This is a genomic window from Epilithonimonas hungarica, assembly GCF_900102265.1.
Lineage (GTDB): Bacteria > Bacteroidota > Bacteroidia > Flavobacteriales > Weeksellaceae > Epilithonimonas > Epilithonimonas hungarica.
Map to the genome: position 1 here is coordinate 751135 of NZ_FNBH01000002.1, position 14387 is coordinate 765521.

Annotated in this window: 9 protein-coding genes; 2 read left to right on the plus strand and 7 right to left on the minus strand. The window is 37.2% G+C overall.

Translation table 11 applies throughout. The features are described 5' to 3' along the window. Positions 1–13: 13 nt before the first annotated feature. Positions 14–3073: a TAT-variant-translocated molybdopterin oxidoreductase gene (locus tag BLT30_RS10700; protein WP_089873520.1), complete on the minus strand. Its 3060-nt coding sequence runs from the start codon at positions 3071–3073 to the stop codon at positions 14–16. A gap of 21 nt (positions 3074–3094) precedes the next feature. Beyond that, positions 3095–4465, minus strand: coding sequence for a c-type cytochrome (locus BLT30_RS10705; protein ID WP_089873521.1), 1371 nt, complete (start codon positions 4463–4465; stop codon positions 3095–3097). Positions 4466–4652: 187 nt separating this feature from the next. On the opposite strand from BLT30_RS10705, the gene BLT30_RS10710 reads away from it, so the two are divergent. Next, a complete protein-coding gene (locus tag BLT30_RS10710; protein WP_089873522.1) occupies positions 4653–5162 on the plus strand; it encodes an SPOR domain-containing protein in 510 nt (169 codons plus the stop codon). A 179-nt stretch (positions 5163–5341) separates the two neighbouring features. Here BLT30_RS10710 and BLT30_RS10715 read toward each other — a convergent pair whose 3' ends face one another. The 5 genes from BLT30_RS10715 to ricT form a co-directional block, all read right to left on the minus strand. Beyond that, positions 5342–6619, minus strand: a complete 1278-nt coding sequence (locus tag BLT30_RS10715; protein WP_245707163.1) for a DUF6080 domain-containing protein — start codon at positions 6617–6619, stop codon at positions 5342–5344. A gap of 301 nt (positions 6620–6920) precedes the next feature. Continuing rightward, positions 6921–8456 (minus strand): protein adenylyltransferase SelO, encoded by a 1536-nt coding sequence (locus BLT30_RS10725; protein ID WP_089873524.1) that lies wholly within the window; start codon positions 8454–8456, stop codon positions 6921–6923. A gap of 43 nt (positions 8457–8499) precedes the next feature. After that, positions 8500–10857, minus strand: a complete 2358-nt coding sequence (locus BLT30_RS10730) for a penicillin-binding protein 1A (protein WP_089873525.1) — start codon at positions 10855–10857, stop codon at positions 8500–8502. 7 nt (positions 10858–10864) lie between these two features. Beyond that, positions 10865–11326 carry a gliding motility lipoprotein GldH gene (locus BLT30_RS10735; protein ID WP_089873747.1) on the minus strand — a complete coding sequence of 154 codons (462 nt, stop codon included), beginning with the start codon at positions 11324–11326 and terminating at the stop codon, positions 10865–10867. Then, complete coding sequence (gene ricT, locus BLT30_RS10740) at positions 11319–12779, minus strand: PSP1 domain-containing protein (RefSeq protein ID WP_089873526.1); 1461 nt, start codon at positions 12777–12779, stop codon at positions 11319–11321. The genes BLT30_RS10735 and ricT overlap by 8 nt, the downstream gene beginning before the upstream one ends. A gap of 378 nt (positions 12780–13157) precedes the next feature. Between ricT and BLT30_RS10745 the strand changes: the two genes are divergently transcribed. Beyond that, positions 13158–14384, plus strand: coding sequence for an OmpP1/FadL family transporter (locus tag BLT30_RS10745; RefSeq protein WP_089873527.1), 1227 nt, complete (start codon positions 13158–13160; stop codon positions 14382–14384). Positions 14385–14387: the final 3 nt, after the last annotated feature.

A 14387-nucleotide genomic window follows, 5' to 3' on the forward strand; every position in this document is an offset into this window, starting at 1 on the left:
ACCTATTTATTATTTAAACGTTTTTCTCTTCTTTTCTGTTTCTGATTTTTGCGTGATAGAATACGTTTGGTTTTGTACCAATCTCTTCAAGCAAAGTATATTTTCTATTTCCGTTGAACAAGCTTCTAACTTCAGAATCTACGTCATTCATATCTCCGAATTTCATAGCGCCTGTAGAACAAGCTGCAGCACAAGCACAAGATGCTTGGAACTCTGCATCAGTCACTCTTCTACCATCTTTCTTGGCATTCAGGATCGTTAACTGAGTTTCTTGGATACAAAGAGAACATTTCTCCATTACCCCTCTTGTTCTTGTTACAACATCTGGGTTAAGAACCATTCTTCCCAAATCATTGTTCATATTGAAATCGAACTTGTCATTCAACGCATAGTTGAACCAGTTGAATCTTCTTACTTTGTAAGGACAGTTGTTTGCACAATATCTGGTACCGATACATCTGTTGTAAGCCATTTGGTTTTGACCTTGCTTACCGTGAGATGTTGCAGCAACCGGACAAACTGTTTCACAAGGTGCGTGGTTACAGTGCTGACACATTACCGGCTGGAAGATCACGTCTGGATTATCAGCAGCATTTTCCAATGCTCCTTCAATTCCTAGAAGACTACTACCGTAAAGTTCTGGAACCGCCATTCCTTCTTTAAGACCTTCGTAAACTTCAACCTTTTGTTCAGTAGAATAGTAACGGTCAATTCTTAACCAATACATATCTCTAGACATCCTAATCTCTTCTTTTCCAACAACAGGAACATTGTTTTCCGCTTGACAAGCTATAACACAAGCTCCACAACCAGTACAAGAGTTAAGGTCAACTGATAAGTTAAAGTGAGGGCCATCTGTGTCATCAAAAGAATCCCAAAGGTCGATTTTCCCGATTGGAAGTTCGCCTCCAATCGTATGCATTTTTAAAGGTGCATTCCAGTCATCAACAGGCTTATTAATGAAATCCTCTAAAGAAACCTCTTTAGCGATCTCATAACGACCCATTAGTGTATTTTGAAGCTGCATACCTGCAAATTCGTGAGTTTCTCCAGTTTTTTCAATTTTAACATTAGAAATAACTGTATTGTAACCGTCGAATAATGGATATGCGTTGATTCCTGTTTCAGCAACTTTACCAGAATCTTTTTTACCATAACCAAGCGCCAATCCTAATGAACCTTCTGCTTGACCTGGCTGAATAAATACTGGGACATTTTCAAGAGTAACTCCGTTTACTGTCAATTTAACAGTATCTCCGTCCAATTGCATTCTTGCATTAAGGCTATTCTCAATATCAAGTGTTTTAGCATCTTTTGGAGAAATTGTCAAGTAGTTATCCCAAGACAATCTAGAGATCGGGTCTGGAAGCTCCATCAACCAAGGGTTGTTGGATTGTGTTCCGTCACCGATACCTGGTTTGGTGTAAAGTTGTAATTCGAATTCAACATTTTTGAATGCTGATAATTCTGCAACAGCCTGAGCTGCATTTCCTCCAGAATAACTCAATCCCATTGAAAGACCTCCATTCGTGAAACCATTGTAAAGGTTTTTGTTGAAAGAAAGACCTCCATTAAGAAGTAAGGCGTTTGCTTTTAGATAATTATAATAATTATTAGCTGGACTATTCTTACCGTTGATCCAAACTAATAAAGATTCTTCAACTTGTCTGGAAGTATAGATCTTCTGAATAGTAGGCTGCATCAAAGAGTATGCACCTGTTTCCGGAGTGATATCTCCCCAAGATTCTAACCAGTGTGTATTAGGAATCACTGCTTTAGAAGCTTTGTACATATCGTTCTTCTTATCTACAATTGCTACAGAATAAGGAACTTTTGCAAAAGCCGCTTTAAGTGATTCTCCTTTTGCGTGAGAGTAAACCGGGTTCACATTATTGGTAATCAAAACACCAACTTGTCCTCCATTCAACCAAGAAACAAACTCGTTGAATCTCGCATTATCATATTCTTTAAGGAAATTAGCTTTACCAGTGAAAGCTTTAGATCCTAATTTTTGATTGATCAAATGTGCTAAAACATAAGCTGCTTTTGAACCGTCTGCAAAAACAACAGCTTTGTCGCCTTTAGCTTGAAGTTCTTTAACAATTGCAGAAGCAACTTTATCAGAAGTTCCACCGTTAAGACCATTGTAAACCTCGATTAAAGTTTTGAAAACAGCACTTGGCTTAAGTTTGTATCTTGTATCAGAGTTCGCTCCTGTTAAACTCATATTAGATTCAACCTGAATATGTCTCAACATAGTTTCCCCAGGTTTTCTAGCTGCAGCGTAAGAAACTTCCAGACTTCCTCCGTTATAGTCTCCTAAGAAATCCGCATTGAAAGAAACCACCAACTGACTTGAACTCAAATCATAAACCGGCAAAGCTCTTTGTCCGAAAACTTCCTGTGCTGCATCCAAAGCCGCAGCGTGAGGATATGCATCGTAAGTGATTAATTCAGCAGAAGGATATTTTGTTTTGAAATCAGCAAATAACTTTTTGAAAGTTGGGCTTGGGAAAGAGTGAGATAATACTACAATCTTTTTACCACCAGCCTGAGATTCTGTCAAACCTTTCAGTACAAAATCATCAACTTTATTGAAATCATCTTGCTCCTCTCCGTTCAAAGCTGGTTTTTTCACTTTATCATTATCATAAAGAGAAAGAACACTAGCCTGAGCTCTTGCATTAGTTGTCCCTAATGAACCAGCTGCTGGGTTAGGGTCGATTCTGATAGGACGACCTTCTCTTGTTTTAACCAAAACACTAGAGAAATCGAAACCGTCAAAATATGAAGATGCGTAAAAATTCGGAATACCAGGAATGATATCGTGAGGTTTTACAACATAAGGAATCGTTTTAAGAACCGGAGCTTCACACGCTGCCAATGTGACAGCAGCTGTAGAGAAACCTAATAACTTAAGGAAATCCCTACGAGAAGTTCCTGAATTATTAGAATCATCTAAGAACTCTTCAACCGGAATTTCATTCTGGAACTCTTTAGCAGCCAACTTTCCATTCAAAGTTGGGTCTTTTAGTTCGTGAATACTTCTGAATTGTATTTTATTTGAAGCCATTTATACTTCTAATTTTTGTTATTAATAATGACATTTACCACACTCAAGACCTCCAATCGCATCTACAGTGATCTTGCTTCCTTCACCATATTGTTTTTTCAACTTATCATGCAGATTTTTGAAGTATTCTTTATTATAACCGTTGTTCATATCCACCTCGGTAGTTCTGTGACAATCTATACACCATCCCATTGTGAAGTTATTAGCCATTTGAACTACGTTCATTGTATCAATCTTACCGTGACAAGCTTTACAAACAACATCGATCTTGTTAGCCGCATCTTTCTGCTTAGCATTGAATCCGTTAATGATTGCCTGCTCACCAGCAACAACGTGTTGAGAGTGGTTGAAATATACGAAATCTGGCATATTGTGAATCCTTGTCCACTCAACAGGTTCAGTTTTCCCAGTATAAGCCTGCTTATCTTCATCCCATCCTACGTGAGCATAGATCTTTTTGATTTCTCCCGTATAGAAGTCTCTATCTTTTCCTGGCTCGATATATTTCCCTTTATATTCAGAAATAGAGCGGTGACAGTTCATACAAACGTTAAGAGACGGAATTTCGGAAACTTTACCATACTTAGCACCTGAGTGACAAAGCTGACAGTCGATCTTGTTTTCGCCAGCGTGGATCTTGTGAGAGAAATAGATTGGCTGTTCTGGAGCATATCCTTTGTAAACCCCGACCCACATCAACCAGTTCCAAACACCATATAAAGCGAATACAGCTAGCAGACCAACAAGTCCTTTTCCTACATAACTGTACTTTTCATACAATTCTGAGAAAGAAGTAAGTCTTGTTGAATTAAGTTCTGATAATTCCGGAGTCTGTTGCAGTTTAACTAATTGACGGATCTTAAGTAACAACCACAACAATAAACCAGCAATTGCAATTAGAGCGGCAACTACAATTTTGGAGTTCAGCTGTTGGGCCTTTTGAGCTTCAATTGCAGCAGTACTATTGACATCAGCGCTTTCTGCCTTATCATCTGCAACAGGCTCTTCTTTTGGGGGATTAGTTGTATATTCTAAGATATCATCGATATCCTGATCGGAAAGTTTCCCTTCGAATACCTGCATCGCAACCTTTCCATTTTCTTCGTAGATCTTGTTTGCGTATGCATCGCCTGACGCTCTAAGTTTTTCGTTGTTACTGATCCATTTGTGAAGCCAGTCAACATCTTGACCATCTTTTTTAACTTTCTCAACAACACCGCCAAGTGCAGGCCCTACAACTTTTTTATCCAATGCGTGACAAGCTGTACAGTTAGCCTTAAACAGCTCCTGTCCCTTTTTCGGATCGCCTTGTGCATAAACGGAAGCGCCGGTTGACAACAATAGACTAATTGCTATCAGACCCTTTTTGTAATGCTTTCTCCAACTAATCATTTATATAATCTTGGGTTAGTAAAATTTATTCAGTTTACATTCAATCCGGCAAAAATAACACTTTAACAAAAATTAAGAAGCCCTTATCGTATGCTTTTTTTCAATTATAATTAATTTGTAAACGTTCTAAATAACAGAGTTTGCGTTTCATTCAATTTATTTTAAATTTGCTGAAAATATATTTTAAATGAACAATCTGCTTAAGCTTTTCATAATCTCTACATTATTTTGTTTTTACCAAATTGATGCTCAATACATTGTAAAAAAAGACACTTTGTCGGGAACTGAGCTTTCTTTTGCATTGGACGAACGTGTGAATGATGCTCTGGAAAAAATTGAAGATAACTGTAACAGAAATTCTGGCACCCACACAAAAACACCAACAAAGGTTCTGGTCGCAAACAGAGAGCTTACGAATGCCGAAATCTGTAGAAAAAATCCAAAAATAATGGGCTTCAAGGTCCAGGTAGTTGTTGTAAAAAGCAATGATGAGGCTAGAAAAATAGCAACTGAGTTCAGAAATAATTTCAGAAGCTTGAAAGTTGAGACTGATGCATCATTGAGACCAAACTATAAAATACTTGCCGGAAGTTACTTCTCAAAGCAAAGCGCCTCTGATGACCTGAAAAATATCAAAAAAATTTATCCCTCGGCGACGGTCATTCCTTACGCGGTCTTCTGTGTAGAAGCTAAATAATATCAACCGGACTCAGTTCCGGTTTTTTTATGTCTTACAAAAAGCTATTATTTTTTATCAAATGAATAATTGGCCATGTTAACGTTCTGCCTATTATTCTTATGGGATCCCTGTTCGTCTTTATCGCTCTGTTTTTCTGTGTTAAAAAATACTTTAACTTAAGAATTCCGAAGGCATTTTTATCTGTAATAAGTTTCTAAAAATTGATAGAACTCGGTCAGTCGATAATAATTATTGAAGCCGAGATAAGCGGTCATTATCAAAAGTAATCCATAAAACAAGCTGATGGAAGTTCTCCTATCTCGATAACTGAAAAACAACCAACCCAACAACAACGGATAAACAAACACGAAATGTCCGCCGTAAATATAGGATGTATGAAGTCCGAATTTCAGAACACAATGGATCAAAACATCAAACAAAAATGTAATCACAAGAATCCATATCAGTTTGTTTTTATAATTTTTGAAAACGCTCCAAATGATTAATAATAAAATAATTCCGATAAAAAGATAAGGAACAAACGATGTATAAACGTCCATAAAAAGCGCTTTGTAATAAAAGGTTTTGTCCTTGTTATGGTAATCTCTAATCTCGTAATTGGAAAACAGAATATTGCCTCCAAAAAACCAAGAATAGATCATATCCCAAAGCGGAGTTGCTTTCGGCTTGGAAAATTTATCATATTGTTCTTCGGTTTTATTTAGGAAGTTTTGAAAATTAAAATTCAATCTTAGCAAAAACAGAAAAACAAACACAATAACCGAAGTCGCAATTTTTGCAACAGCCATTCCGATTTTTTTCCAGTTCCAGAAAATTTTCTTTTCAAATAAAAACGGGATGTAAACTTTGACAATATTTGTAATCGTCAACCCACCGATGAAGATCGAACCGAAAATTGTTGCTCCAAAAGAAATCGGTTTTTCCTCTTTGATTTTCTTCGCTGAATAATAATTGAACATCGAAAGAAACAACAATGTATAAGTATAAGTTTCCGGTGTGAATGACAAAAGAATATTAGTCACAAACAACCCGTAAAAAGCTAAAATCAACAAGCTGATTTTCAATGGTATTTGAATGATGTTATTCAGGTATTTGAATATTTGAACATTAGCTAAAGACACAACAAATGTTGAAAATAAAGCCAAAACCAATCTGAAAACCGAATCATAACGATTTCCGGAGATCCATAATGCAAAATTTCTGATCTGGTCAAAGAAATAATTGGACAAAGGATGCCTTTCAAAACCACCGCCAGTCTGAACTATTGCTCTGTTATCAAAACTGAAATAACCATCCCATGGGATTCTGTCATCATAAATAATGCTGAAATTCTCTGCGATAAACCAAGCGTTTGCGCCATAAAGAATTACAAAGAATAAGAAAATCAGTAATTCTGTTTTAGTGGAAGGAAAAACGATTTTTAAGATGGATAGGATTTTATTCAGGATTTTCAAGTTTAGAATATTTCTGCAAAAATAATGTTTAAACTTAAATCTCGAAATCAATTTTGAACAAGTAAAATTAGTAATCGAGGCAAAAAGGCTCAATGTTCAGGCAAAAAAGCTCATCATTGAACCAAAAAAGGTGGATTTCCAGCCTAAAAGGGTGGTTTTCGAACCAAATAGGCTGGTTTCTTAAGCAAAATGGCTTAACTTCCAACGTAAAAGTTTCAATACTCAGTCTAAGAGGATGGATTTTGATGCAAATAGGCTGGTTTAAGATTTTAAAGTAATCATTATGGAATGTTAATCGCTTCTACGAACTACAAGACAACTGGCTGCAACCTGTTTGATTATCGTACTTCGAAGGACGTTTTTGATTGAACTCCGGGAAACGATTTTCGTAAGGGTTTTGCAAAGCTTCTTTTAGCTTAAAAAACAATCTGTAATCAGCATTTTCTGCATCCTGAATAGCTTCGAACAAAAGATAATTTCTGAGAGTGAATTTCGGATTTGTTTTGGACATTAATTCCAGAGACTCTGTTTCTGAGATTTTATTTTTGAATCTTCTTTCTTTATATTTTTCGATAAAATTAGAAAGTCGTTTCAACTCGTTTTCACTCAGATTTCGATAAAAAGAGTTGGAGAAATCATCAATATTAATTTCTGAAATTGGTTTCTCAAGACTTTGAAAAAATAATGTTTGATCAAGATTCAAATCCTGCATTAGCTGTTGCCATTCCGTAAAGAACCTTTCATCTTCCGGCAAAACCTCATCGAATCCAAACTTATCTGCTAACATTTTATCGTGCTCTGTCCAGAATCTTTTTCCATAATCATCCAGGATTTTTTCAAGAATTTCGGGATCATTGATCAAAGGAAAAATAGCGTTTGCAAAAGCAGCCAAATTCCAATGTGAGATCTGACCTTGCTTTCCAAAAGCATACCGTTTCCCTGGTAAATCGGTTGTGTTCGGTGTGAAGTCCAAATCATAACCATCCATCATCGAAAATGGTCCGTAATCAATCGTGAGTCCAAGAATCGACATATTATCAGTATTCATCACACCGTGGACAAAACCAACGCGATACCAATCGATTATCATTTTCAAAGTTCTGTTACAGACGGCTTGGAACCAGTCAATGTATTTGTTCGGATTATTTTCTGAATTAATTTCCGGGTAAAAATTCTCAATTGTATAATCCGCTAATTGTTTTAATAAATCGGTTTGATTCCTAGCAGACAACAATTCAAAATGTCCAAAACGGAGAAAAGATTCAGCAGTTCTTACGACAACAGCACCTTGCTCTTTTTGTGGATTCCCGGAATATTGAATATCACGAATCACATCTTCTCCGGTTTTCGAAAGACCCAAGGCTCTGGTTGTTGGAACGCCAAGATGAAACATTGCCTCGCTCATCAGATATTCCCGGATCGAGGAGCGTAAAACTGCTCTTCCATCTGCATGTCTGGAATATGGTGTTGCGCCTGCCCCTTTCCATTGGATTTCGGTTTGATGATTTTCATTGGAGATTTCTCCAGCATAAATTGCTCGCCCATCTCCCAATTGTCCAGCCCAATTTCCAAACTGATGACCTGCGTATGCCGTTGCATAGGTTTTGATATTATCTGGAAGATCCTGAGCTGCTAAAAAATCTTTATCATTGTCTAATTTCCCCAAACCAATTTCGATTGATAATTCTTCGTTAAAATCAATTAACTCAGTTTTATCAAAATCTGCAGGTTCAACTATACTGAACAAAACATCCGGTGTTTGCCTCTGCATCAGATTCCCCGAAAAGTCTCCGGGAAATACTTTTGTGAAATTGTGGGTAATGTTTTTTAAATTCATTATCAAAAAACCCATCTCACTTAGTGCGGATGGGATTATTATTTTATTTGTTAAAGTCTATATCATCCGAGGAATTAATAGCTTCATTAGAATTGTCTTCTTTTTTCACTGGTTTGTCCGGAACGATCTGTGTAGGATTCTTGAGCTCTTCAATGGATTGTAATCCCCCGTCGTCTCCGTATCCGTTTCTCAGATTATTAAGGTCTGAGCAACTTCCCGTCCAGTTAGCTGGTTTAATGAATTTATCGTCTGGAAGAATATTCAAAGCTTTGTCAGCAAAAACCTTTTTCATGTAAATTGCCCAGATCGGCAATCCCATTTTAGCTCCTTGACCTTCCCCTGTACTCCAGAAGTGAGTTGCCCTGTCTTCCCAGCCAACCCAAACATCAGTCGCTAGTTTTGGAACAATTCCTACAAACCAACCATCTGAGTTTTTCTGAGTTGTCCCGGTTTTACCTGCGATTTCTACACTTGCAGGAATCCCTCTACGTCTCAATTCTCCAGACGCTGTACCGAATTCTGTTACACCTTTCATCAAATCAAGCATTGTGTAAGCGTACATCTCATTCATAACTTCTTTTACGACAGGCTTCACTTCTTTGATCACTCGTCCGTTGGCATCCTCTATTCTCCAGATCATTTCCGGTTTTGTATAGTTTCCGAAATTAGCAAAAGTACTGAATGCCCCTAACATTTCATAAATTGTAATATCAGAAGTACCCAAAGCCATGGGCAAATGTTTATCGATAGGATTTGTTACTCCCAGATCCCTTGCTAATTGGATTACATTTTCCGTTCCTGCCATTTCAGCTAATCGGATTGCAACTGGATTTTGTGATTTTGCCAAAGCATCTTTGAGTGTCAACATTCCCCCACTACCCTTTACATGCCAATTTCCTTTGGAATAAGAAGCATTGGACACTGTGGAACAAGGTGTCATCCCAAGATGCATAATGGCCGTTGCATATACAAATGGTTTGAAAGTTGAACCCACCTGTCTCTTACCTTGCTTTACGTGATCATATTGGAAATGCTGCCAATTGATACCTCCGACCCAGGCTTTGATATCTCCTGTTGCCGGCTCCATAGACATCAGACCAGCTTGCGCGATCTGTTTATGATAACGGATAGAATCCCAAGGAGACATCTCAACTTCCTCTTCTCCCTGCCAAGTGAACCTGGTCATTCTAACAGGCTCATGAAACTCCATCATAATAGAATCCTCCGGCATTCCTTCAGCTTTCAGCTGCTTGTAACGACCTGTTCTCTTAACTGCAGACATCATCAGATCATTGATTTGAGTTTTGGAAAGATTGTAATAAGGACGATTCGGATTACGTCTCATCTCACCATCAAAGTTTCTCTGAAGATCGGTCAAATGCTCTTTGATAGCTTCCTCCGCATATCTCTGCATTCTGGAATCCAAAGTCACATAGATCTTGAGACCATTTTTATAAAGATTGAGCTCCTTACCTGTCTCTTTTTCATATGAGTCCAGATATTGCTGAATTTCTTTTCTCAGATAGAATTTGTAATAAGATGAAAAACCTTCTTCTACAGTTTTGATTTCGTGGAAATCCACAACAATTGGTGTTGCTTTCGCTTTTTCATAGGTAGCATTATCAATGTAGCCAGTTTCCAACATCTGTTTCAGAACCACATCTCTTCTATCCTTTGCTCTTTCTGGATTTCTATAAGGGTTGTTTCTTCTAGGTGCCTCCAGCATCGCAACAAAAGTCGCCGCTTCCGGCAAGGTCAATTGATTTGTAGATTTGTTAAAGTAAACCCTGGAAGCCATTTCAATCCCTTTTGCATTGAAAAGGAAATCCATTTTGTTGAAGTATAAAGCAACAATTTCTTCTTTAGTATAACGTTTTTCAAGACTTACCGCAACGCACCATTCCTTCAGTTTTTGGAAAGCTCTTTCTATTTTATTTTGAGAGGCGTTTCCTGTAAATAAAAGTTTGGCCAACTGTTGTGTAATGGTAGATCCTCCTCCTCTTTCCCCACCATATCTGATAGCTCTAAGAATAGATTTTAGATCGATACCAGAATGCTCCTTGAAACGCTCATCTTCCTTTGCCTGAAGTGCGTAAACCAAATATGGTGGAAGTTGTTTGTAAGTAACTGGTTTTGTCTTTTCTTTTTCAAATTTTCCTAACAGGACATTGTCTGAAGAATAGATCTCCGACGCAACATAGATATCGGGATTTTCCAATTCTTTCACATCCGGCATATCTCCGACAAACCCCTGAGAAACAGCAAAAAACAAGGCAGAGATCCCTAATACGACAGCAAAGAATCCAATCCACACAATTTTGATCCATTTTTTGATACCGGATTTAGATTTTTTCTTGTCTGGTAGAGGAAAGGTTTTATGTTCAGTTTTCTTATTTTCCATTAATAAATCAAGGCTTTGAGTTTTGAATTTTAATTCCTATATCTTCGATTCCCGGCAATACATTTCGTCTCATTGCCTGAACAACTTTTACAGAATAATTACCGTTTTGCGGAAACTTATAATTGAGTTTATACTGAAATAGATTCTCTTTGGTATCACCAAATCCTGTTCCGATCCATTCTCCGTTAGGTTTGGCCAAAACATAGTTGAGTGTATCTGTGGAAATAATTTTTTTACCCTCCTCTATCTTGGCTATCAAACGCAAATTGCTGTAAGGGTAATCATTATTATTCCTGATAACAAATACCAGATTTTTAGGACCTTGGGAGTCCTTTATATCAAAATCAAGGCTTTTACTGTCATTTTTTTTCCAGCTATTGCCAACATCTTTTACCACGACCTTTTCATTGTCATTTTGACACGAACTTAGAGAGAAAAACAATATAAAAACAACTATTATTCTAAGCATTACCTTCATTTTTAGGCGGCATTTTCTTTTTCGGTTTTTTGAACGGTTTTTTAGGCGTTTTATTTTCCTGCGATTGATTCTCCGTCGTCTGAATGTTTGGAGCTACCGTCTTATTTTCTACTGGTTTTTGTCCGCTCGGACGATTTCTGTTATGATTTTGCCTTGGCGTTTTATTTTCTTGCGGTTGATTATCCTTCGACTGAGCATTTGGAGCTGTTGATCTATTTTCTAATGGCTTTTGCTCATTAGAACGGTTTTTGTTATCTGCCTGTCGTAGATTTTTATTATCCTGTGATCTCGCTGGTCTATTGTCAGACTGTTTTGGATTTCTGTCTCTATTATTTGAGCCGTTTCTTGATTTTTTAAATTTCTTCTCAAAACGATCTACGCTATTTTCCTGTATCAGGTCAGAAGTCACCAAAGGATTATCAACAACTTTCAGATCCTCCAAAGCAGGTGCTTTTTCGCCATTTTTATTCATCGTGATCAGCTTTTTGACTTCGAAAATATCCAAGTCATACCAAGCCATAGAATTCTCTACATAAGCAAACCACATTTTCTTTTTGAAGACATCGATCTTTATACAAAAAGCTCTTCCTTTCTCGGTATTAAGAACTGTACTGGATGATGGAAAATCTCTTAGTACGTCCAGATAGCTATCCAATTCGTAATTCAGGCAACATTTCAGTTTACCACATTGTCCAGCCAGTTTTTGGGGATTGATACTTAATTGCTGATATCTTGCAGCATTGGTGTTTACAGAACGGAAATCGGTAAGCCAAGAAGAACAGCAAAGTTCTCTTCCACAAGACCCGATACCTCCAACTTTTGCAGATTCCTGACGGAATCCGATCTGTTTCATATCGATCTTTGTACGGAAATTAGAAGCATATTCCTTTATCAGCTGACGAAAATCTATCCTATTATCAGCTGTATAGTAAAACGTAACCTTGGAACCGTCTCCTTGGTATTCTACGTCTGTGATCTTCATCTCAAGATTAAGACCGTAAGCTATTTTGCGCGCCTCTATCTTGATCGTGTTTTCCTTTTTTCTAAGGTCTTGCCAGGTCTCTATATCTTTTTGACTGGCAAGTCTATAGATTTTTAGCGCATGGTCTTCGGGAACATTTTTCTTTTTCATCTGGATCTTCACCAGTTCTCCCGAAAGACTCACTACTCCTATATCGTGACCCGGACTAGATTCTACAGCAATGATGCTACCAATATGCAGGGGCAGGTTGTTGACGTTCTTATAATATAATTTACGGTCGTTTTTAAAACGAACTTCCACATATTCAGAGCTTTTAGATCTTGATGGATCAATATCAGAAAGCCAGTCAAAAACACTTAATTTATAACTATTCCCGCAGGTATCTACACTACTACACCCATTAGCGGTCTTTGTGCCGCAAGAATGGGAAGAATCGCCGGATGTTTTGCATCCACAACTCATATTTTATTTTTTTATGTCTGATCGCAAAGTTAATATAATTTTTATTTAAGCTTACCGAATATCTTTTTTAAAAATATTTTTTTATTAATTTTAAGTTAATACATGATTAACATTGATAATATGCTAAATAAAACAACAAAAAGCCAATATATACTCAAATTAAAAAATTACATTTTATTATGGTTTACATTACATTGTTTAAAATTAAACTAAACAAAAAAATATTAAAATAATCGCTTTAAAACACTTATTATCAATAATATAAAACACAATAAACACTAAACAACTATTCTTAGAATAGCAATGTTTAACTTTTTTTATGTTTTTTTATAATTGTTATTAAAATAATTATAAATTTGGAACATTAATAATAATTATATGAGACGAATTTTAATGACCACGGCATTAGCTGCCGGTGTAATGGCATACGCAGGAGGATTCCGAGTATCTCTTCAGGGTGTTAAGCAGCTAGCAATGGCTCATACCAGTGCTCACGCTGAGGATGCAAGTGTTGCATTCTTCAACCCTGCCGGTATTTCCTTTATCCCTTCCAAATTGAGCGTAGCTGCAGGTGGATTCGGTGTATCAAATAAGATAACATTCCAAAACACAAGTACTTTGCAGCAGACCGAGACAGATAATCCATTAGGAACGCCTATTTATGCAGCTGTAGCTTACAAGGTTTTAGATAACCTTTCCGTAGGTTTCAGTTTCTCAACTCCTTTTGGAAGTACTATCGAGTGGCCAAGTGATTGGGAAGGCAAAGAAATGGTACAGAAATTAGAATTGAAAAGTTACTTTTTCCAACCAATGGTTTCTGTAAAATTGGCATCTTGGGCATCCTTCGGAGCCAGCTACATTTACGCAAAAGGAAAGGTTGACTGGACGAAAGCTTTAACTCAATATAATGGGCAGCTTAATTTGCTAGATGACCAAGCAACAGGACATGGTTTCGGATTTGGATTCTATTTCCAGCCAGACAGCCAATGGGATGTGAGCGTTGCCTATCGTTCGCCGGTTGACATGAAGGCCAAGGAAGGTAAAGCAACATTTATGGTTCCTTCCGCATTGGCACCAAACTTTAATGGCGGCTCGGACAATTTCAAAGCCACACTTCCTTTGGTAGATGAAATTACTTTGGGGGCAACTTATAAAATAACTCCAAAATGGTTGATCTCCGCAGATTACAACTATCATGGCTGGGAAAGATATAATAAACTGACGCTTGATTTTGAAAACGTAGCAGCAGGTAATCAGCCAAACGACCCTACAGTTTTGGTAACACCTAAGAATTTTAAAAATACTTCAAGTGTGCGTGTCGGAACCCAGTACATCTTCAATGATATGATTGCTGGTAGATTAGGCTGGTATTATGACCAATCCCCTTATGCTGATAAAGACTTCATCCCAGAAACGCCTTCTTTTGACAATTATGTGATAACAGGAGGTGTTGGACTTAAGTTCAACAAATTGGGTGTAGATATTTCCGGAGCTTATGCAATGCCGAAAAGCAGGACTTTCAACAATGCATATTACAACTTCGCCGGGCAGGCAAAAGCCGATGTATTCTACTTTGGTTTAGGATTATCTTACAACGCATTTTAAAAA